The organism is Binatus sp. (SeqCode) (assembly GCF_035272065.1).
Classification (GTDB): domain Bacteria; phylum Desulfobacterota; class Binatia; order Binatales; family Binataceae; genus Binatus.
Window position 1 is genome coordinate 29,159 of the sequence record NZ_DATEQZ010000064.1, and the last position, 18,011, is coordinate 47,169.

General features: G+C 60.1%; 23 protein-coding genes. 19 read left to right on the forward strand and 4 right to left on the reverse strand.

Annotated features, from left to right (window positions below; translation table 11 throughout):
* Window positions 1-123: 123 nt before the first annotated feature.
* From VJX68_RS12560 to VJX68_RS12580, 5 genes are all read left to right on the forward strand, one after another.
* Entirely contained in the window at window positions 124-318 is a 195-nt protein-coding gene (locus tag VJX68_RS12560; RefSeq protein WP_324096041.1) for a helix-turn-helix domain-containing protein, read from the forward strand.
* A gap of 69 nt (window positions 319-387) precedes the next feature.
* Window positions 388-1,005: a class I SAM-dependent methyltransferase gene (locus VJX68_RS12565; protein WP_324096042.1), complete on the forward strand. Its 618-nt coding sequence runs from the start codon at window positions 388-390 to the stop codon at window positions 1,003-1,005.
* Window positions 1,006-1,324: 319 nt separating this feature from the next.
* Entirely contained in the window at window positions 1,325-1,681 is a 357-nt protein-coding gene (locus VJX68_RS12570) for a hypothetical protein (RefSeq protein ID WP_324096043.1), read from the forward strand.
* Window positions 1,682-1,708: 27 nt separating this feature from the next.
* Window positions 1,709-4,150: a heavy metal translocating P-type ATPase gene (locus tag VJX68_RS12575; protein ID WP_324096044.1), complete on the forward strand. Its 2,442-nt coding sequence runs from the start codon at window positions 1,709-1,711 to the stop codon at window positions 4,148-4,150.
* An 87-nt stretch (window positions 4,151-4,237) separates the two neighbouring features.
* Window positions 4,238-4,630, forward strand: coding sequence for a hypothetical protein (locus tag VJX68_RS12580; RefSeq protein WP_324096045.1), 393 nt, complete (start codon window positions 4,238-4,240; stop codon window positions 4,628-4,630).
* Window positions 4,631-4,725: 95 nt separating this feature from the next.
* Here the strand turns inward: VJX68_RS12580 and VJX68_RS12585 are convergent, their stop codons facing one another.
* Entirely contained in the window at window positions 4,726-5,076 is a 351-nt protein-coding gene (locus VJX68_RS12585; protein WP_324096046.1) for an endonuclease domain-containing protein, read from the reverse strand.
* Window positions 5,077-5,443: 367 nt separating this feature from the next.
* On the opposite strand from VJX68_RS12585, the gene VJX68_RS12590 reads away from it, so the two are divergent.
* The 6 genes from VJX68_RS12590 (at window position 5,444) to VJX68_RS12615 (ending at window position 11,584) form a co-directional block, all read left to right on the forward strand.
* A complete protein-coding gene (locus tag VJX68_RS12590; protein ID WP_324096047.1) occupies window positions 5,444-6,217 on the forward strand; it encodes a cytochrome b N-terminal domain-containing protein in 774 nt (257 codons plus the stop codon).
* A 175-nt stretch (window positions 6,218-6,392) separates the two neighbouring features.
* The gene (locus VJX68_RS12595; protein WP_324096048.1) at window positions 6,393-7,295 is read left to right on the forward strand and encodes a cytochrome b family protein; all 903 of its coding nucleotides are present in this window, start codon (window positions 6,393-6,395) and stop codon (window positions 7,293-7,295) included.
* A gap of 18 nt (window positions 7,296-7,313) precedes the next feature.
* On the forward strand, window positions 7,314-7,493 hold the full coding sequence (locus VJX68_RS12600) for a hypothetical protein (RefSeq protein ID WP_324096049.1): 180 nt from the start codon (window positions 7,314-7,316) through the stop codon (window positions 7,491-7,493).
* A gap of 74 nt (window positions 7,494-7,567) precedes the next feature.
* Window positions 7,568-10,357: a c-type cytochrome gene (locus tag VJX68_RS12605; RefSeq protein WP_324096050.1), complete on the forward strand. Its 2,790-nt coding sequence runs from the start codon at window positions 7,568-7,570 to the stop codon at window positions 10,355-10,357.
* 105 nt (window positions 10,358-10,462) lie between these two features.
* Window positions 10,463-11,167: a carboxypeptidase regulatory-like domain-containing protein gene (locus tag VJX68_RS12610; protein ID WP_324096051.1), complete on the forward strand. Its 705-nt coding sequence runs from the start codon at window positions 10,463-10,465 to the stop codon at window positions 11,165-11,167.
* 63 nt (window positions 11,168-11,230) lie between these two features.
* A complete protein-coding gene (locus VJX68_RS12615) occupies window positions 11,231-11,584 on the forward strand; it encodes a VOC family protein (RefSeq protein WP_324096052.1) in 354 nt (117 codons plus the stop codon).
* A gap of 12 nt (window positions 11,585-11,596) precedes the next feature.
* Here the strand turns inward: VJX68_RS12615 and VJX68_RS12620 are convergent, their stop codons facing one another.
* Complete coding sequence (locus tag VJX68_RS12620; RefSeq protein WP_324096053.1) at window positions 11,597-12,355, reverse strand: lysophospholipid acyltransferase family protein; 759 nt, start codon at window positions 12,353-12,355, stop codon at window positions 11,597-11,599.
* Window positions 12,356-12,510: 155 nt separating this feature from the next.
* On the opposite strand from VJX68_RS12620, the gene VJX68_RS12625 reads away from it, so the two are divergent.
* Genes VJX68_RS12625 through VJX68_RS12635 form a run of 3 tightly spaced genes read left to right on the forward strand, consistent with a single transcriptional unit; the run spans window position 12,511 to window position 13,649 of the window.
* Window positions 12,511-12,693 (forward strand): hypothetical protein, encoded by a 183-nt coding sequence (locus VJX68_RS12625; protein ID WP_324096054.1) that lies wholly within the window; start codon window positions 12,511-12,513, stop codon window positions 12,691-12,693.
* Window positions 12,694-12,702: 9 nt separating this feature from the next.
* Window positions 12,703-13,176, forward strand: coding sequence for a 4Fe-4S dicluster domain-containing protein (locus tag VJX68_RS12630; protein WP_324096055.1), 474 nt, complete (start codon window positions 12,703-12,705; stop codon window positions 13,174-13,176).
* A 41-nt stretch (window positions 13,177-13,217) separates the two neighbouring features.
* Window positions 13,218-13,649 carry a hypothetical protein gene (locus VJX68_RS12635; RefSeq protein ID WP_324096056.1) on the forward strand — a complete coding sequence of 144 codons (432 nt, stop codon included), beginning with the start codon at window positions 13,218-13,220 and terminating at the stop codon, window positions 13,647-13,649.
* Here the strand turns inward: VJX68_RS12635 and VJX68_RS12640 are convergent.
* The gene (locus VJX68_RS12640) at window positions 13,603-14,448 is read right to left on the reverse strand and encodes an FTR1 family iron permease (RefSeq protein WP_324096057.1); all 846 of its coding nucleotides are present in this window, start codon (window positions 14,446-14,448) and stop codon (window positions 13,603-13,605) included. The genes VJX68_RS12635 and VJX68_RS12640 overlap by 47 nt on opposite strands.
* Window positions 14,449-14,656: 208 nt before the next feature.
* Between VJX68_RS12640 and VJX68_RS12645 the strand changes: the two genes are divergently transcribed.
* From VJX68_RS12645 to VJX68_RS12665, 5 genes are all read left to right on the forward strand, one after another.
* Window positions 14,657-15,019: a hypothetical protein gene (locus VJX68_RS12645; protein ID WP_324096058.1), complete on the forward strand. Its 363-nt coding sequence runs from the start codon at window positions 14,657-14,659 to the stop codon at window positions 15,017-15,019.
* A gap of 13 nt (window positions 15,020-15,032) precedes the next feature.
* On the forward strand, window positions 15,033-15,308 hold the full coding sequence (locus tag VJX68_RS12650; protein WP_324096059.1) for a hypothetical protein: 276 nt from the start codon (window positions 15,033-15,035) through the stop codon (window positions 15,306-15,308).
* A 30-nt stretch (window positions 15,309-15,338) separates the two neighbouring features.
* Entirely contained in the window at window positions 15,339-16,220 is an 882-nt protein-coding gene (locus tag VJX68_RS12655) for a 3-hydroxybutyryl-CoA dehydrogenase (RefSeq protein ID WP_324096060.1), read from the forward strand.
* A gap of 40 nt (window positions 16,221-16,260) precedes the next feature.
* Window positions 16,261-16,494, forward strand: coding sequence for an Lrp/AsnC family transcriptional regulator (locus tag VJX68_RS12660; protein WP_324096061.1), 234 nt, complete (start codon window positions 16,261-16,263; stop codon window positions 16,492-16,494).
* Window positions 16,495-16,558: 64 nt separating this feature from the next.
* Window positions 16,559-17,056: a GreA/GreB family elongation factor gene (locus VJX68_RS12665; protein WP_324096062.1), complete on the forward strand. Its 498-nt coding sequence runs from the start codon at window positions 16,559-16,561 to the stop codon at window positions 17,054-17,056.
* A 49-nt stretch (window positions 17,057-17,105) separates the two neighbouring features.
* On the opposite strand, the gene VJX68_RS12670 is transcribed toward VJX68_RS12665, so the two are convergent.
* The coding region (locus VJX68_RS12670) for an AMP-dependent synthetase/ligase (RefSeq protein ID WP_324096063.1) at window positions 17,106-18,011 on the reverse strand (906 nt) is incomplete at its 5' end.

Consider the following 18,011-nt stretch of genomic DNA (forward strand, 5'->3'; position numbering starts at 1 on the left):
TGTGGGGCTGTGGGCAAACTTTCCGGTTCCTCGCGGCTCTTACCTTGACTTGGGCGCTGAGCGCATACTACAAAGTCGCGTCTCTGACAAAATTCCCCAAGTGAGGCGTCTTGTTGGACTCGCATGGCCGATAAAGACGACATACTGCTGAACTCCCGCGAAGTCGCGTTCATGCTCGACCTGAGTCCGGACACGGTGAACGAATTTGCGCGGCGCAATATTATTCCGGCCTTCAAGAAAGGCCGCCAGTGGCGATTTCGCAAGCGCGATATAACCTCCGTCAAACGTCAGTTGCGAGGAATCAACGCGGCGGCCTGACGCGACGCGCTGAAGATCCTGTCCGGCGCCGATCTCCTGGGCTGCGTCTAACCCCGAGGGAGTCTTTCAATGTCCCAACCGCATGAGAGCCGTGTCTACTCCGACCTGGCGCGCTTCTACGATTTTTTCTTCGGCCGGGTTTTTGTCGATCGCGAGCACGAGGTTATCGAGAGCTTGAATCTCAGGCCCGGCAACCGCGTGCTCGAGGTTGGCGTCGGCACCGGAATCGCGCTGGATGGATATCCGCCGTACGCGCACGTTGTCGCGATAGATCCGTCGGCCGACATGCTCGCGTGTGCAAAAAAGCGCGTGACCGAGAACGGCTGGAAACATATCGAGCTCCGCCAGGGCGACGCGCTGAATCTCGACTTTCCCGACAACAGCTTCGACTACGTTACGTCGTTTCACGTGCTGACGGTGGTGCCCGATCCGTACCGGATGATGTCCGAGATGGTGCGCGTGTGTAAGCCGGGCGGACGCATCGCCATCACGACGCATTTCCAGAGCTCGAACCCGATCGTCGCGGCGTTCAACACGATTGTGAATCCGATCACGCGGCAACTGGGATGGACCACCAAGCTGCGCAAACAGGATGTACTCAAGGGCCATCCGATAACGCTCGAGCGCAACGAAAAGATCAGCCCGATGTCAGTGCACACGGTGATCATCGCGCGCAAGAACGTTTGAGACAGCATTCCTCGTAGTAATTCCGCTCGATAATTCCGCGTCCGCGTCCCAAGCCGTAGCAGCAAGACCTGCAGAAGCGGCCCTCATTCGAACGGCCCTCGGGTGTTCGGCGAATCTACTTCCACCAGACTGGTTGCACCCAAAGGAAACACGTCCGAGTGACTTCCGATATACTTAATCTTGATGAGATCGAAATGAAGTCGGGGCCGCGTGCGTCTAAGAAAAGAAGGCACGGCATGGCAAATGCGCTGGAACATCGCGAGTGAAGAACCAGAAGACCCGGGCAAGCGAATGCACCCATGACAGGAGAGGAGAAACAATGAACTACAGACGTCTTACTGCTGGTATCGCAAGTATCGCTGGTATTTTAGTCCTTTCATCGATGGTGGCCTTTGGGCAGCCGGCCACTTCGGCGGCTCCGTCGCAACGAATGGGCATGGGCATGATGGGCGGCCAAGGAATGATGGGCGGGCCCAGTATGATGGGCGGTCAAGGCATGATGGGCGGACCGGGTATGATGGGCGGACCGGGCGGCATGATGGACATGCCTATGATGCAGATGATGATGAGCGACCCCAAAACTCGCGGCCAGATGATGGAGATCCACGGCCGGATGATGAAGGAGATGGGCGAGCTGATGGAGAAGCGTGGCCAGGAGCTGGAACAGGGCAAGTAGCATTTGCGACGCGTGCTTGGAGAAACCTTGAGCAGTCAAGTCGTCGATCCAGTGTGCGGGATGATGGTCGATCCGGCGAAGAGCGCTGGATCGTTTGAATACAAGGGCACGACCTACCATTTCTGTGGCGTCCGCTGTCTCGAGAAATTCAAAAGCGATCCTGACGGCTTCCTAGCTCGCGGGTTGCCGCCGAAGCCGGGGCCGGCCAAAGGCAGCGCGCCCTTGCCAGCCGCGGCGGCGAGTCCCCTGTACACGTGCCCGATGCATCCTGAGATTCGGCAGGACCATCTGGGGTCGTGTCCGAAGTGCGGCATGGCGCTGGAGCCGGTCGCGCCAATCCCGGCAGCCTCGAAAACCGAATACGTCTGCCCGATGCATCCGCAGATCGTCCGTTCCGCGCCCGGCAATTGTCCGATCTGCGGTATGACGCTGGAGCCGCGCGTCGTCAGCGCCGGCGAGGAGGTCTCCCCGGAACTGGCCGATATGACGCGGCGATTTTGGATAAGCACCGCGCTCACGATTCCGCTGATTTTGATCGAAATGTCGGACATGCTCCGGGGCCAGCCGCTTCAGCGCGTGATGCCCGCGTCGATGCGGACGTGGATCGAATTGGCGCTCGCAAGTCCCGCCGTGCTGTGGGCGGGCTGGCCGCTGTTCGTGCGCGGCTGGGATTCGATCGTCAACCGCAGTCTCAACATGTTCACCTTGATCGGGATGGGCGTCGGAGTCGCTTACGGTTACAGCGTGTTCGCCGCGGTCTTCCCGAATTTATTTCCCGATTCGTTCCGCACCGCCGACGGTAGTGTACCGGTTTACTTCGAGGCCGCCGCCGCTATCACCGCGCTGGTGCTGCTCGGCCAGGTCCTAGAGCTTCGGGCTCGAAGCAACACCAGCAGCGCGATCAGAGCGCTGCTGGGATTGGCGCCGAAGACTGCGCGCGTCATCATGCCCGACGGCCGCGAGGAGGATATCGCGCTCGAGCGCGTCGTCCCCGGAGATCGGTTGCGCGTGCGGCCGGGCGAGAAAGTCCCCGTCGATGGCATCGTAGTGGAGGGGACCAGCTCGGTTGACGAATCGATGGTTACCGGCGAGGCAATCCCGGTTGAAAAGAAACCGGGCGATCGGCTGATCGGCGCGACCATCAACGGCACCGGCGGATTCATCATGCGCGCCGAGCGCGTCGGCGCCGACACTCTGCTCGCGCAGATCGTCCGCATGGTAAGCGAGGCGCAACGCAGCCGCGCGCCGATTCAGCGGCTCGTCGACATAGTATCATCGTATTTCGTCCCAGCCGTCGTGCTGTCGGCCGTGATTACATTCATCGTCTGGGCGATCGCCGGCCCGCAGCCGCGGATGGCGTATGCGCTCGTGAACGCGGTCGCGGTTCTGATAATCGCGTGTCCCTGTGCGCTCGGCCTCGCAACTCCGATGTCGATCATGGTTGGCACCGGCCGTGGCGCGACCGCGGGCGTGCTGATCAAGAATGCCGAGGCGCTCGAGATTCTCGAGAAGGTGAATACGCTCGTCGTCGATAAGACCGGGACGCTGACCGAAGGAAAACCGCGCCTGGTCTCGGTCACCGCGCTCGATGGTTTCACCGAAGCCGATGTCTTGCGGCTCGCCGCCAGCCTCGAGCGTGGCAGCGAGCATCCGCTGGCGGCTGCGATCGTGGCAGGCGCCGAAGAGCGCAAGCTGACGCTCGCGACCGCCGAGGACTTCAAGTCGGTGACGGGCCAGGGCGTAACCGGGCGCATCGAAGGTCGCGCAGTCGCGCTTGGAAATCAGCACATGATGCGCGCGCTCTGCGTTGCGCTCGACACTGTCGCGGCCGATGCCGACGCGCAGCGAAAAGACGGCCACACCGTGATGTTCGTCGCGATCGACGGGCGCCCGGCTGGACTCATCGGCGTTGCCGATCCAATCAAGGCTTCAACCGCGGAAGCGCTCAAGTTGCTGCAGGATGACGGCGTCAAGATAGTCGTCCTGACCGGCGACAATCGAATCACCGCGGCGGCGGTCGCGAAAAAACTCGGCATCGATCAGGTCGAGGCCGAAGTGATGCCGGATCAGAAAGCTTCGGTGGTGAAGCGATTGCAGTCGGAAGGGCGGATCGTCGCGATGGCCGGCGACGGCATCAACGACGCCCCCGCACTCGCGCAGGCGCAGGTCGGTATCGCGATGGGCACCGGGACCGACGTGGCGATGGAGAGCGCGGGCGTCACGCTGGTCAAGGGCGACTTGCGCGGAATCGCGAAGGCGCGGCGCCTGAGCCGCGCGACGATGCGCAACATCCGGCAGAATCTTTTCTTCGCGTTTTTCTACAACGTGCTAGGGATACCGCTCGCGGCCGGCGTTCTCTATCCCACGTTTGGCCTGCTGCTCAGCCCGATCATCGCGAGCGCCGCGATGAGTCTCAGCTCGGTGTCGGTAATCACCAACGCGCTCAGGCTGAGGAGAGTGAGTCTGTAGCTCAGAGCCGTCGAGGTTTGGGTTACGTTGACAACTCGATCTCATGTTCGATAGGTGTTAGCCGCCGAGCGAGACGACAAGCGCAGCGTGGCTGAATCGAACAAACCCGACTCTGATTCTCAGGAGAACGACGAACGCGTCGAGCAGCTCGCCAGGGAGCTGGCCGACCGTCTGCGCGCGATGCCCAATCGGCAGGAACTCACCGACTACGCGGTGAGCCTGCTCAAGGAAAGCAACGAGGATGCGGGCACGTCCGAGCAGGCGGCGGCGATGGTCGAACGGGCAGCGCGGAACGATCCGTTCAACCCGATCGCGTTCGCAATTCCACTGTTCGTGATCGGCGCTGTGCTGTGCGCGACAGGAATCTTAGCGGGCGTCGGCCTCGGCGTGATCGGGATCGCGCTGCTGATGGTGCTGTGGGGGCTGATCGTCGCATTCTTCAGCCGCTTCCGCCGCGGCGCCGATAAGCCGCAGTCGTAAGGTCTTCCCGAGAGGATCGCTTCTTCCCCTCTCCCAATGGGAGAGGATCGAAGGTGAGGGACCTTATTCAGCGCGCGATTCTTTTTGCGCGCGGTTCAAGATTCTGAGCTCAGAAATTTCTCGATCTCGGAAAGAACTTCGTCAACGCTCCCGAGTACCTGATCATTCCAGAATCGAAGCACGCGGTAGCCGCGCGAGGAGAGATACGTTGTGCGGGTTTCGTCGTCCCCGGATTGACCCGCATGCTGGCCGCCGTCGACTTCTACAATCAACCGACGCTCAATTGAGCAGAAATCGGCGAAGTACGGTCCGATCGGAAATTGACGGCGGAACTTATACTTCGCACAATCGCCTACCTCGAAGATGCCGCCAGAGGATCTGTTCAGCCGGCGTCTGCTGGCGGCGTAGTTTTGGGCGGTTTGGTGCGATGTTTCGGCTTGCGGCATCGTTACGAGAATTTTGAGGTTCCGAGCGAAAAAGCAAGGCACGCGGAGAACCGGAATCTTGAATCGCGCGCGGGAACGCGCGCTGAATAAGGCTTTGATCCTCTCCCTGCTGGAGAGGGGAAGTGCGGGAGAGGGAAAGATTGGGGAGGAGAATGCAGGATCGCCTGGTTGAACATCAGATGTGCAAGATCCGTCATTCTAATGAGTCTTTTTTGTTGCAGAGATCGGGCAAAATTAGGTAGCCTTACGCCGGATTTCGAGCAGGGTTGCGAGTAGAAAGTCGCAACGATTGGAATTTTTTACAGAATTTTGCTCAGATTGCGGTGAGCGCCTGCGGGCGGCTCCATGGAGTTTTGGGTGGTAACGGATGGCTAAGTTTGACTGGAACGAAACGAAACGCCAGATAACCGATTCGCAGGCCTGGCAATCGATATTCAGGCACGGCTACGAAGACACCCCACGCAACCGGATCCTGATGGTCTCCGGCAACGTGTTCCTGCATCTGCATCCGTCGAAAGTGCAGAAGCATACAGTGCGCCTGCGCTTCACCTGGTGCATGGGCGGCATCACGTTTTTGCTTTTCCTCGTCACCGTCATCACCGGCGTGTACCTGATGTTCTACTACCGGCCGACGGCGGAATACGCTTACGCCGACATGAAGTACCTCGAGTTCGACATGCCGTTCGGGATGCTGATGCGCAACATGCATCGATGGGCCGCGCACGGGATGGTGATCGCGGTGTGGCTGCACATGTTCCGCGTGTTCATGACGGGCTCATACAAACCGCCGCGCGAGTTCAACTGGGTGGTCGGCGTGATCCTGCTGGTGCTGACGCTGCTGCTGTCGTTCACCGGGTACCTGTTGCCGTGGGATCAGCTTTCGATCTGGGCGGTGACGGTTGGATCGAATATGGCGCGCGCGACGCCATTGCTTGGGCATGGCGGGCCGTTCCACGAAGTGTTGGGTGTGAATCCGGTTTACGACGCGCGCGCATTTATTTTCGGTGGCGCCGAGATCGGGCCTCATACGTTGCTGCGCTTCTACATATTGCACTGCATCTTTTTTCCGTTGATCGCGAGCATCTTCATGGCGGTGCACTTCTGGCGAATCCGCCGCGACGGCATGTCGGGGCCGCTCTAGGATTGGTCGAGGCTGAGGATGGGAGACGTATTTTCGTGGTTTTTGCACCAGGGAATTGTGCGGGTGCTTTCGGTGCCGATTGGGATGTCGCTCTTGCTATATCTAATGTACAGGCTGGCAGCGCCGCCGCCGTGGAGCGACGACGAGGACGGAGCGCCTCACTAAGGGATTAATCATGGCAAGCCCGGAAGGTAACGAAGGCGGCATCGTGATGCGCGCGGCGGGCGCGGGTGCGGGAGCCGCGTCGAGAACTCCGCCGGCGGCGGGCGGCAAGCGAATCGAAGTCCCGATCAAGAAGGCGGGCAGCGGGGTCGAAGAGAAGCTGCACACCTGGCCGTTCCTCGTGCGCAACGAATTCCTGATGTCGCTCCTGGTCATCATCGTGCTGACGGTGTGGTCGCTGCTGCTCAACGCGCCGCTCGAGCAGCCGTCGAATCCCACCCGCACGCCCAATCCGTCGAAGGCGCCGTGGTACTTCCTGGGCTTGCAGGAAATGCTGGTGTTCTTCGATCCGTGGTACGCGGGCGTGGTGCTGCCGAGCTTCATCATCGTGGGCCTGATGCTGATCCCGTATCTCGACATCAATCCGAAAGGTAACGGCTACTACACGTTGCGCGAGCGATTTTTCGAGATCGCGGCTTTTTTCATCGGCTTCCACATTTTGTGGGTCTCGTTCATCATCATCGGCACGTTTTTCCGCGGCCCCGGCTGGAACTGGTTCTGGCCCGGGCAGGTCTGGGATCCGCACCTGGTCGAGGCGCTAACCAACGTCGATCTGCCGTACATGTTCGGCTTCCGCGACTACCTGGCGTCGGCGCTGTTCGGATTGTTCCTGATAGGCGGCTACTTCGTGGTCGGCTACGCGGCTTTATATTTTTGGATACGATCGCGGCCCGCGGGGGATCCGTGGTCGGCGTTTCCCGGCGGCGGTCCCGAGATTCTACAGAAGTGGGGGCCGGTGCGCTTCGGCATCACGGGATTTCTGCTGATAGCGATGGCCGGCGTGTTCATCAAGATGGCGTTGCGGCACGCGCTCAACATCAAGTACATCCTGGTCACGCCCTGGATTAACATCTGACGTGGCCGCGACGACCCCGTGTTCATCCTCTCCAAAGTATTGCAGGCGCTCGGACTCGCCGACGTCGGGTTCGCGCTCTACGTCGGGATCACCCAGGCGCACGGGATGGGCAACGAATACAAGTTCACCGGGATCGGAATTTTGGTTTTTCTCGTCGGCTACATCATCGAGGGGCTGTGGGTTCGCGCGGGCAAATGACTACTGACTATTCGACTGAGTATTTGGACGGTGGCCGCGCGGCGGCTTTTGGAGTTGAGGGATAGGTAGAGCAGATGGCTGGCAGACCGGGGCTTGATCCCACCGAAGAAGGGAAATCATACAGCGCGTTGTTCGTGCTGCTGGTAGCGGTGCTGCTGGTCAGCGCGGTCTGGTCGATATGGGACGACAACATCTCGCGCCGGCCGTGGAAGCAGTATCAAGTCCAGTGGGATCACCTGGCGTACGACAAGTATATGCAGGATGCGGCCGACGAGCAGAAACGTCTCGACGCCGATCCTGAATACCAGAAAGTCAGCAAGGCGCTGGCCGAGGCGCAGAAGGAACTCGACTCGGGCGCGACCGCCGCGAAGCTGGCGGATCTGCGCGGGCAGTTGGTCGATCTCAACAATACAGCCAACGACAAAGATCAGCTGGTGCGTTTCACCAAGTCGTATTTGACCGAGCGATGGTACGACTACAACCACGCCGTCCAGCACAAGGAAGACCCGACTCCTTATAAGAAGGAAATCGATCAGCTCGACGCGGAACTCGCGCAGGAAAATATCGTCTCCGACAAGGCCAAGGCCAATCTGCAGGCGGTGAAGGATCAGATCGAGGCGCTCAACTCGAAGGTCGACAGCCTGACCGATCAGATGAAGAAGCTGACCACCAAGCGTGACGACTTCTTCGACAAGGCCGACTCGTGGATGATCCCGGTCAAGTTCCGCAACACCATCCTGTTCCGCTATCCGAAGATTCCGAAAATTCAGCAGACTGCGATCGACGACTTCGATCGCAACGCCTTCGACGAGGCGATCGCGCGGGTCGATCGATGCCAGAGCTGCCACATGGGCGCCGACAAGAAGGGCTTCGAGAATGCGCCCGAGCCGTTCCGTACCCATACCAACTTCGATCAGATCATATTGAAGCATCCGCCCGACAAACTCGGATGCACGCCATGTCATGATGGGCAGGGACCCGCGGTCAGTTCCGTGCGGCTCGCGCATGGCGACGATCCGGATTGGGATTCGCCGATGCTGCGCGGCGACAAGATGCAGTCGCGATGCATCAAGTGCCATATCGACGTGGGCTCGCTCGACGACGCCGCCGGCAAACCGATCGCGACAAACTGGGTCGAGGGCGAGCGCATGTTCCAGCAGATGGGATGCGCGGGATGTCATCTGGTCGCGGGCTACGAGGACATGCCGAAGATCGGTCCGTACCTGAAACTCGCGTCGGCCAAGCTCGACCCGTCGTGGACCGTGCGATGGATCACCGACCCGCACACCTTCCGGCCGCACACGCGCATGCCGAACTTCTACTTCTCGCATGACGAGGCGACAGCGCTGGCCGCGTTCATCATGGACAGCTCGACGAAGAATTCGAAGGACTGGCTGACGGCGCATCCTGAGCTGCCGACGCTCGAAGCCGACATCAAGAATCCGGCGTTCGTCGAAGAGGGCAAAGGGCTGTTCGAATCGGTAGGCTGCAAAGGATGCCACGCGATCGAGCCGGATCAGTATGGGACTCCGGTCGGCGTCGCGGAAGGCTTCAAGCCCGCCGAGGCGCGCACGACCAAGGACTTCGCGCCCAACCTGAGCAAGATCGCGGAGAAGACGTCGGCGGCGTGGATCTACACGTGGCTGAAAACTCCGCGCGACTTCTCACCGCATACCGCGATGCCGTCGCTGCGCCTGAGCGATCACGAAGCCGAGGCGCTGACCGGGTTCCTGATGACGCACGGTGAGAAGAAGGAAGACGCCGGCGTCGAGACAGCACTGAAGGATCCCGAGAATATCAAAAAGGGCGAAGCGCTGGTGCGCAAGTATGGATGCTTCGGATGCCACGAGATCGAAGGAATGGATAAGGAGTCGCGCATCGGCGTCGAGCTGACGACGTTCGGCTCCAAGCATCTCGACGAATTATTTTTCGGCAACCAGACCCAGATTCCCGAGACGTGGGATCAGTGGACGTTCCACAAGCTACAGACGCCGCGCATCTACCAGACCAAGGACGTCGAGCAGTTGATGCCGAATTTCGACTTCGACGACGCCGACATCATCAACCTGCGCGTGTTCCTGGCCGGCATGACCGACGGCAAGGTGCAGGAGCGGTACCGGATGCCCGGCTCGGAGCATCAGACGCAAATTGTCGCGGGCGGGCGAATGGTCAATTACTACAACTGCGTCGGCTGCCACATAGTAGATAATCGAGGCGGCTATATACGCCGCTTCTACTCAGAAGATCAAATCAACTTTGCGCCGCCAATACTCAATGGCGAGGGTTTCAAAGTACAGCCCGAGTGGCTATTCACATTCCTGCAAGGACCGACGCCGATTCGTCCGTGGCTGAAGATCAGGATGCCGACGTTCCATTTCACCAACGCCGAAGATGACACGATCGTGAACTACTTTACGGCGCTGTCGGACATCAACGTGCCGTTTATGTTCATCAACACGAACCTGACTCCGACGGCCGAGCTGCAGGCGGGCGCGAAGCTGATGACCAACGATTATTTCAACTGCTTCAGTTGCCATCAGCAGGGAGACAAGAAGCCCGAAGGACCGGAGTCGGGATGGGCGCCCGATTTGGCGCTGGCGCATCAGCGCTTGAATCCGGACTGGATACTGAAGTGGATCGCAAATCCGTCGGCGCTGCAGCCGGGGACCAAGATGCCGTCATTTTACCCGGGCGGCCCGGACGACATTCTGGGCGGCAACCAGGACGACCAGATTCGCGCGCTGCGCGACTATATTTTCTGGTTTGGGACTCATCCGGGAGAGACAATACCGGGGCAAGTGGCAGCGGTGCCGGCCAAAGTGAGTAAAGCGGCGACAGCGGCGACGAAAGTGACTAAGAAGTAGGTTATGATCGTCTAATTGATTGAGTTGGCGACTGAGTATTCGCTAAGATGAATGATTGTTTAACTGAGTAAAACGATCCGGGTAACTTCCCAGGAGGCAATGGTAATGAAGAAGTATGCAGTTGTACTGGCGGCGTGTGCCGGTGTCGCGCTCAGCATGAGCGTCGGCGCCAGCCTGGCGAACGCGGCAGGCGGCACGATTAGCGGAACCGTCAAGTACGACGGTACAGCGCCCGCGCCCAAACCGGTCGAGGTGACCAAGGACAAGGAAGTCTGCGGACTTCATCAGCACTTCGCCGAGGACCTGGTCGTTGACAGCAGCGGCGGAATCGCCAACGCGGTTGTGATCGTGAAGGGCGCCAAGGGCGACCTGAAGCCCGGCGATGTTACGTTCGATCAAAAGGGCTGCGACTACGTGCCGCACGTGCTCGCGTTCCCGGCCGGCAGCACCGTGAACATCGTGAACTCGGACGGAATTCTGCACAACATCCACACCTATTCGGAAAAGAACCCGTCGTTCAACATGGCGCAGCCCAAGTTCAAGAAAGTGATCAAGCAGAAGATCGATCAGCCCGAAGTAATCAAGGTCACTTGCGACGCGCATGGCTGGATGCACGGCTGGTGGGTCGCGACCGACACGCCGTACTTCGCGGTGACGGACGACAAGGGCAACTACTCGATCGCGGGCGTGCCGCCGGGCGACTACACGGTCGAAGTGTGGCAGGAGAAGCTCGGCACCGAGGACCAGAAAGCCAGCGTGAAAGACGGCGCGACGGCGACGACCAATTTCTCGATGAAGCCGAAGGGCTAGTCGCGGGAAGCACATAGACGAGTCACGGGGCTGGAGCAATCCGGCCCCGCTTTTTCCGCAACGATGATTAAAGGCCTCGACACGCTCGACGTCGCGACATCAGACCTCGCGGATGCCGCGTCGATCTACGAAAAGAACTTCGGTTTTTCAGTGTCCAGAGCGGCTGACGGGAAGTCGGCAATGGTGAAAGTCGGCGGCGCGGAGATTCGACTCGTCGGCGGTGGCGTCGAGTCGTCGAGCGAAGGAATGATCGGCCTGTGGCTCGAAGCGGAGGACGTCGATCAACTAGTAGCGAATTTTCACATTGCCGGTCTTGACGCTGGCACGATTCAGATCGAGTCGGGACGCCGCATCCTGACGATCGATCCCAAACTCGCCAACCAGGTCCCGCTGTTCATCTTCGATCGCAAAGCCTAGCCGCAAGCGAGCCTAGACTTCGGTTGTGAATGTTGCGCGGACCGCTTCTTCGAGCCGGCGTGTCAGCTCGGCGCGGTCGGCGCTGCGCATTCCTTCGGTGGGGATCGGCTTTCCGATTATCATGCGCATCGGCAGGCCCGGCGTCACGACCTTTGCGCCGCGCGGAAAAAAGACGCCAGAGCCGCTGATCGACATCGGCACCGCCGGCAACTTGGACAGGATCGCGAGCCACGCGGCGCCATCGTTGAACTCGTGGACGATGTTGTCGTTGAAGCGATGCCCTTCGGCGAACACGCAGACGTCCATGCCGCTCTGGATTATCTGAATCGCCTTGCGGATTTCCCTGCCGCCGGCATCGCGGTCGATAATGACATGACCGCCACGCTGCATCGCGTAGCCGATCACCGGGATTTTGAGCAGTTCCTTTTTGGCGACGAAGCGCGGCTCGCCCGGCATGTACGCGGCGCAGGCGAAGATGTCGAAGAAGCTCTTGTGGTTGGCGACCAGCACGTACGACTTCAGGCCGGCAAGATTTTCCAAACCTTCGATCTGTACTTTGACCCCGCAAAGCCCGATTATTACTCGGCCCCATACGCGAGAGATCTGCGTGACGGCATGCATTTTGCCCATCGTGGCCGCGATAGCCGCGGCGATAGCGCAAGGCACCGTCCACAGCACCGACAACAGCGTCGCGACTACACCCCACGCAAGGTTGAACACGCCGCGCGGAGCAGCAGCGGTGTAAGATGAAGTTTGCGGCTGACCGGCCATGCAAAAATACTCTGCCCGCAGGCAGCGCCGCCCTGCAAGCGCGTCGCGGATATGATTAGCATAATGCATCCTTCGGACCCCAAAAGTTGACACCGGCTAATGGCGTTGGTACCTCTGATTGTAGAAAGACTGACCAGAGCGTCGAGGGTTCAATCGTGCAAATTACCGGGTTTCAACAGTTTCTCGAAATCCTGACCGTTCCCGACAACATCCCGATCATCGCGATGATGATCCTGGTGATGTTTTTCACGTATGTCGCGCTCAAGCAGGCCCGCCGCAACGATCAGCTGATCGAGCACGGCCATCGCGAACGTATCATCGACGAGATGAGGAAGTAGGGAGCAGGGATGCCGTTTACAATCATCGCCGAGAATTGCACCGGATGCAGCGCGTGTGAAAAGCGTTGCCCGACCGGCGCCATCTCGGGCCTGTCGAAAAAAGTCTATTACATCGAAGCCGCGATGTGCATCGATTGCGGCGCGTGCGGGGTGATCTGCCCCGACGACGCGATCATGAACAATCACGGCGAGATAACCCACGTGCTCAAGCGCGCCGAACGCCCGGTCGCCGTCGTCCATCCCGACAATTGCAACGGATGCGGCGTGTGCGTTGACGTTTGCCCGTTCGATTGCATCTCGCCGTCACCGGAGAACACGGCGGTCTATCTCGGCAAGGTGCAGGTCAACGAAAAGACTTGCGTCGGATGCCTGCTGTGCGAAGAGGTCTGCGGATGGGACGGAATTTACATTATGCCGTCCGGCCAGAAGGAGGCGTTCCTGAGCTCGCTCGGCTACGAGCCCCGCGAGGAAGACGCCGCCTGATTTTTTCAGTATCCACGCGGGCGGTTCTCGTTTCCGTCGTTGTGCTGGGTACTTTTCAGATCACCCTCTCTGCGGATTTGTCGCCGGGGCCCGAGAATGGCGCCGAGGCGGCATGCGGTGAGATCAAAACCGCGCTGCATGCGCTGGCCGACGCGGAGCACGACGAATCGTTCGCGCTCGATCTTGCGGCGGGCGGCGGCAATTCAACCGCGATAGTCGAGGCGCGGCTGTCCGTGCTGCTCGATCGCACGAATGATTTGCGCGTTACGCTCAGGCGTGTGCGTCAAAGCGCAGTCGCGCGCGATCCGATGGTCGATCAATGCACGCGGATGGGATTTCGCGCGTTGGTTATATCCGAGAAGTTGAGTTCAGACGTGGAGACTGTGCTGTTCGACGGCGACGATTCTTTTGCTCAGGCGCCTGCGCTCAAGCCTGGCGCGCCCGCTGCATCTCCGCCTGCTCAGCAACCCTGACTTGCCGAGCTGCGGCGTTGCGCGGAACGAACACTGCCGCCGCCGCGAGCATCAGCAGAACAGCCTGCGCGCCGAGCGATTGAACCGTCGGGAAAATACCGAGCATAGGGATCGTCGGCGCGTAGTTCACGAACGTCGCCGATACGACCGACGCTTCCTGCAAGCTCGCGACGCCCTGGCCAACGAACACGATCGCCAGCGCGTAGAGCATCGTGGAAGTCGCGTAGAAGAACAGCCTCATCGGGATTCGATCCGCCGCGCGCTTGATGACCACGAAGGTTGCGGCCAGCGCGACCGCAGCGGCTACGATGCCGGCTGTGACCGCGTGACGCTCGGCAACTTCGGTCGCGCCGTTGGTTAGCGCCTGGAAGAACACTATGGTTTCCGCGCCCTCGCGCATCACGGCGAGAAACGCGGTCAGCCCGAGTGCGATCCCGGGAATCGTGCTGCGCTCGGCGCTCTCGAGTTTGTGCGAGATAAACCTTATCCAGCGATCGGCCTGTCCCTTCGAGGTCATCCACGAGCTGACGTAGAAGAGGGTCGCGGCAGCGAACAGTTGAAAGACGCCTTCGAGCGTGTCGCTGGCGTCGTCGGTGATCAGATGATTGACCGCCCATGCGAGCATGATGCTCGCGACAATCGCGGCAACCGCTCCCGCGTAGATGTCGCGCGCGCGGCCGATTCGTCCCGCACCGCGCGTGCCGGCTGCGAGCGCGACGACGACGAGCATCGCTTCCATGCCCTCGCGGAAGAGGATGCCGAGCGAATAGAAGAAGTAGGCGACGGCGGTTTGAGTCATGACGCAGTAATTCTGAGAATGATTCTCAATTACGATATTATTCCACGCCGGTTTGCGCTGTCAACGCCGTCCTTGGCAGGCTCGTCCGCTCATACTTGCGACCATCTAAAGCCGGTAGTAGCCTCAGAATCGAAGCGGGCCCGCCGATTTTTCGTGCGCACGGCCGCTTCAAGCTTTTTTCGGGGATCGGGCTCGGGGTCACTTCCTGATGCGATGCGTATATTGCAGCGAACGCGCGGGCTTGCTTCGCCGTGTATGCACGCCGTGCGCGAAAGTGGTCGCGATCGTGGACCGCGCCGGCGGCGAAGTCGGCCTGGCCGGGCTGGTCGATATTTTCGTTGCCGAGAGGCTCACGCGGGAGCAGGTCGATATCGTGCTCGACGCTCAAGTCGGGGTCGAGCCGACAATCCGCGACCGGCTGACCTCGAACATGACCAACGTCCTGATGCGCAACCTCGGGATGCCGGGGCGCCAATCGCCTGAAGACGTGATGAAGGTTCGCACGGCGATGCGCAGCGGTGGCGGCGCTGGCACGTGGGTCGGCGGCGAGGAACCGCCGGAGCATCACTGATAACGAATCGACGATGGAAAAAGATCGCAGCGACTTTGCCGTGATGAACCGGATGATCGATCACATCCGGCTGCTGATCGCCGTGGATGACGAAGCGATTCCGGTCAAGAAAAAGCTCGAAGCGCAGGCGATTCTCAAAGACTTCCAGGCGATGCTGGCCGAAGCGCCGGAAAATCAGGAGCGCGGCCGTATCAAGGGTTACTACGAAATCTTGTGCCGCAAGCTTGGCGACGAGGCCGACGTTGCGGCGTTGCTTAGCTCGCTCAAGAATTATATCCCGTACCTCTAGTTCGGGGCTGACTAGCTTTCGGAGAGACGAATGAGTTTGCAGCAGATCGGCGTCATTGGGGCAGGACAGATGGGCGCGGGAATCGCGCAGGTAGCGGCGCAGGCGGAAATCGCGGTGGTGATGCACGATATCGCGCCAGAGTTGTGCAAGCGCGGCGTCGATTCGATCGCGCGCAACCTGGACCGCATGATTGAGCGCAGGCGCTTTAAGCCCGAAGAGCGCGACCGCGTGATGCGCCGGATCGAGACCACCACCAATTTCGAGGACCTGGCCAAGGTCGGCTTCGTAATCGAGGCGGTGATCGAAAACGAAGACGCGAAGATCGCGCTGCTGCAGAAACTCGACAAGGTCTGCCCGCCGGAGACGATTTTCGCCTCGAACACGTCGTCGATTTCGATTACCAAAATGGGGGCGAAGACTTCTCGCGCCGACCGCGTGATCGGGATGCATTTCATGAACCCGGTGCCGGCGATGAAGCTGGTCGAAATTATTCGCGGGCTGGCCACCTCGGAAGCGACGTTTCAGCAAACCCGCGCGCTCGCCGAGCAGCTCGGCAAGACTACGATGACCGCGCAGGATTTCCCGGGGTTCATCGTCAATCGCGTGCTGCTGCCGATGATCAACGAAGCGATTTACACGATGTACGAAGGCGTCGGCGGCGTGACCGATATCGACACCGCGATGAAGCTCGGCACCAATCAGCCGATGGGCCCGCTCGAGCTGGCTGATCTGATCGGGCTCGACACCTGCCTCGCTATCATGGAGGTGATGCATCGGGTGCTGGGCGACGACAAGTACCGTCCGTGCCCGCTGCTGAAGAAGTACGTCGACGCCGGATATCTGGGGCGCAAATCGGGCCGCGGTTTTTATGTATATGATGAGAAGGGGACTTTGATTCCGCCACCGCGTTAACTGCGTGCCGGTTACCGGCGCGCGCCGGGAGGACACGAGTATGTCCGTAAAGGCATTCATTCTTATCGACACGTCGCCGGGGAAAGCGCGCGAAGTCGCAGCCAAGATTCGCGGCGTGGCCGGGGTTTCCGTGGCGCATGCGGTCACCGGGCCGCATGACATCATAGCGATTGCGGAGGCCGCGGACGTGACCTCGCTTGGCGAGCTGGTGGTGCAGAAGATTCAGAGCGTGACCGGCGTGAATCGGAGCCTGACGTCGATCGTCGCGGATTAGGCGCTCGCGCGCGCGGCGAATCGTATAGAATAAAAAGAAGACTGAGTTCAGGAAGAATGTATCGATGGCTGAATTACCGGTAATCAAGCGGCTCAAGAAAGACCTCGAGACGCTCAAGCGCGAACTCACCGTGGACCTGCCCAAGGAACTCGAGCGCGCGCGAGCGCATGGCGACTTGTCGGAAAACGCGGAATGGGCGATGGCCAAGCAGCGGCAGGAGTTCCTGCGCGCGCGGGTGGGCAACCTGGAGACGCGAATCGCGGAGCTCACGATGATCGATCTCGAGACCATCCCGCGCGACACCGTCGGCCTGGGCAGCCGCGTCCATCTGGAAGATCTCGATGAAGGCGGTGTTGCGGTGTTCGAGATCGTCGTGCCGGAGGAAGTTGACGGCGCGCAGAACCGCATCTCGCTGTCGTCGCCGCTTGGCCGCGCGCTAATCGGCAAGACCGCGCAGGACGATATCGAGGTCGTCACGCCCAAGGGCAAGCGCGCGTACATGGTGAAGAAGCTCACTACGATTCACGTACTGATGGCCGTGGAAAACGGCGAAAATAAGTAGCGGACAATCGAAGAGCGGGCTCCGCGGCCCGCATTTGATTCTTGGATCCTCAGTCTCCATACATTGAATCGATCTGATCCTTGAAGTGCGCCTGAACGACTTTACGGCGCACCTTGAGCGAGGGCGTTAGCTCGCCGTTTTCCTGCGTGAACGGCTGCAGGACGATCGTGAAGGCGACGACCGCTTCCACGTCGGAGAGCTTCTTGTTTATTTCGCGAATACGTCCATGGATGAACGTCTTCAACTCCTTTGATTTCGCCAGCGCGTCCGCATCTTTTGGATCGAGGTTGTTCTCTTTCAGAAAATCCACGAGATTTTCGTAATCCGGCACTATCAGTGCCGCGAGATGCTTGCGGCGGTCGCCGATCACGCAGGCCTGGCTGATGAATTTGTCGCCGACGAGCTTGCTCTCGACGTACACGGGCGAGATGTTCTTACCGCCCGACAGCACGATGATTTCTTTTTTGCGATCGGTGATCGAGATGTAGCCCTCGACGTCGATCTTCGCGATGTCGCCGGTATGGAGCCATCCGTTTTCGTCGATCGCTTCCTTCGTCTCAGCCTCGAGCTTGTAGTAGCCCTTCATGATGTTCGGTCCACGCAACAGCAGTTCCCCGTCCGGCGCGGTTTCGACCTGGATGCGCTTCAACGGCAGTCCCACCGTGCCGATTCTAGTCTTGCCGTTGTGCAGATTAACCGACACGACGGGCGCCGCCTCGGTCAGGCCGTATCCTTCGACGATTGGAACCTCGGCGGCGGACAGGAAGCGGTTGATCTCGGTTGGTAGCGGCGCGCCGCCAGAAATCAAGTAGCGGATTCGCCTCCCGAAGATTGCGCGCACTCGTGTGAAGACCAGGCGGCGGAACACCGCCATCGAGAGTGCCAGCAGCGGCGGGACCGGTTTGCCTCGATGCCGATACTCCGCCGCTTGCTCGCCCGCATTGAGCGCCATTTT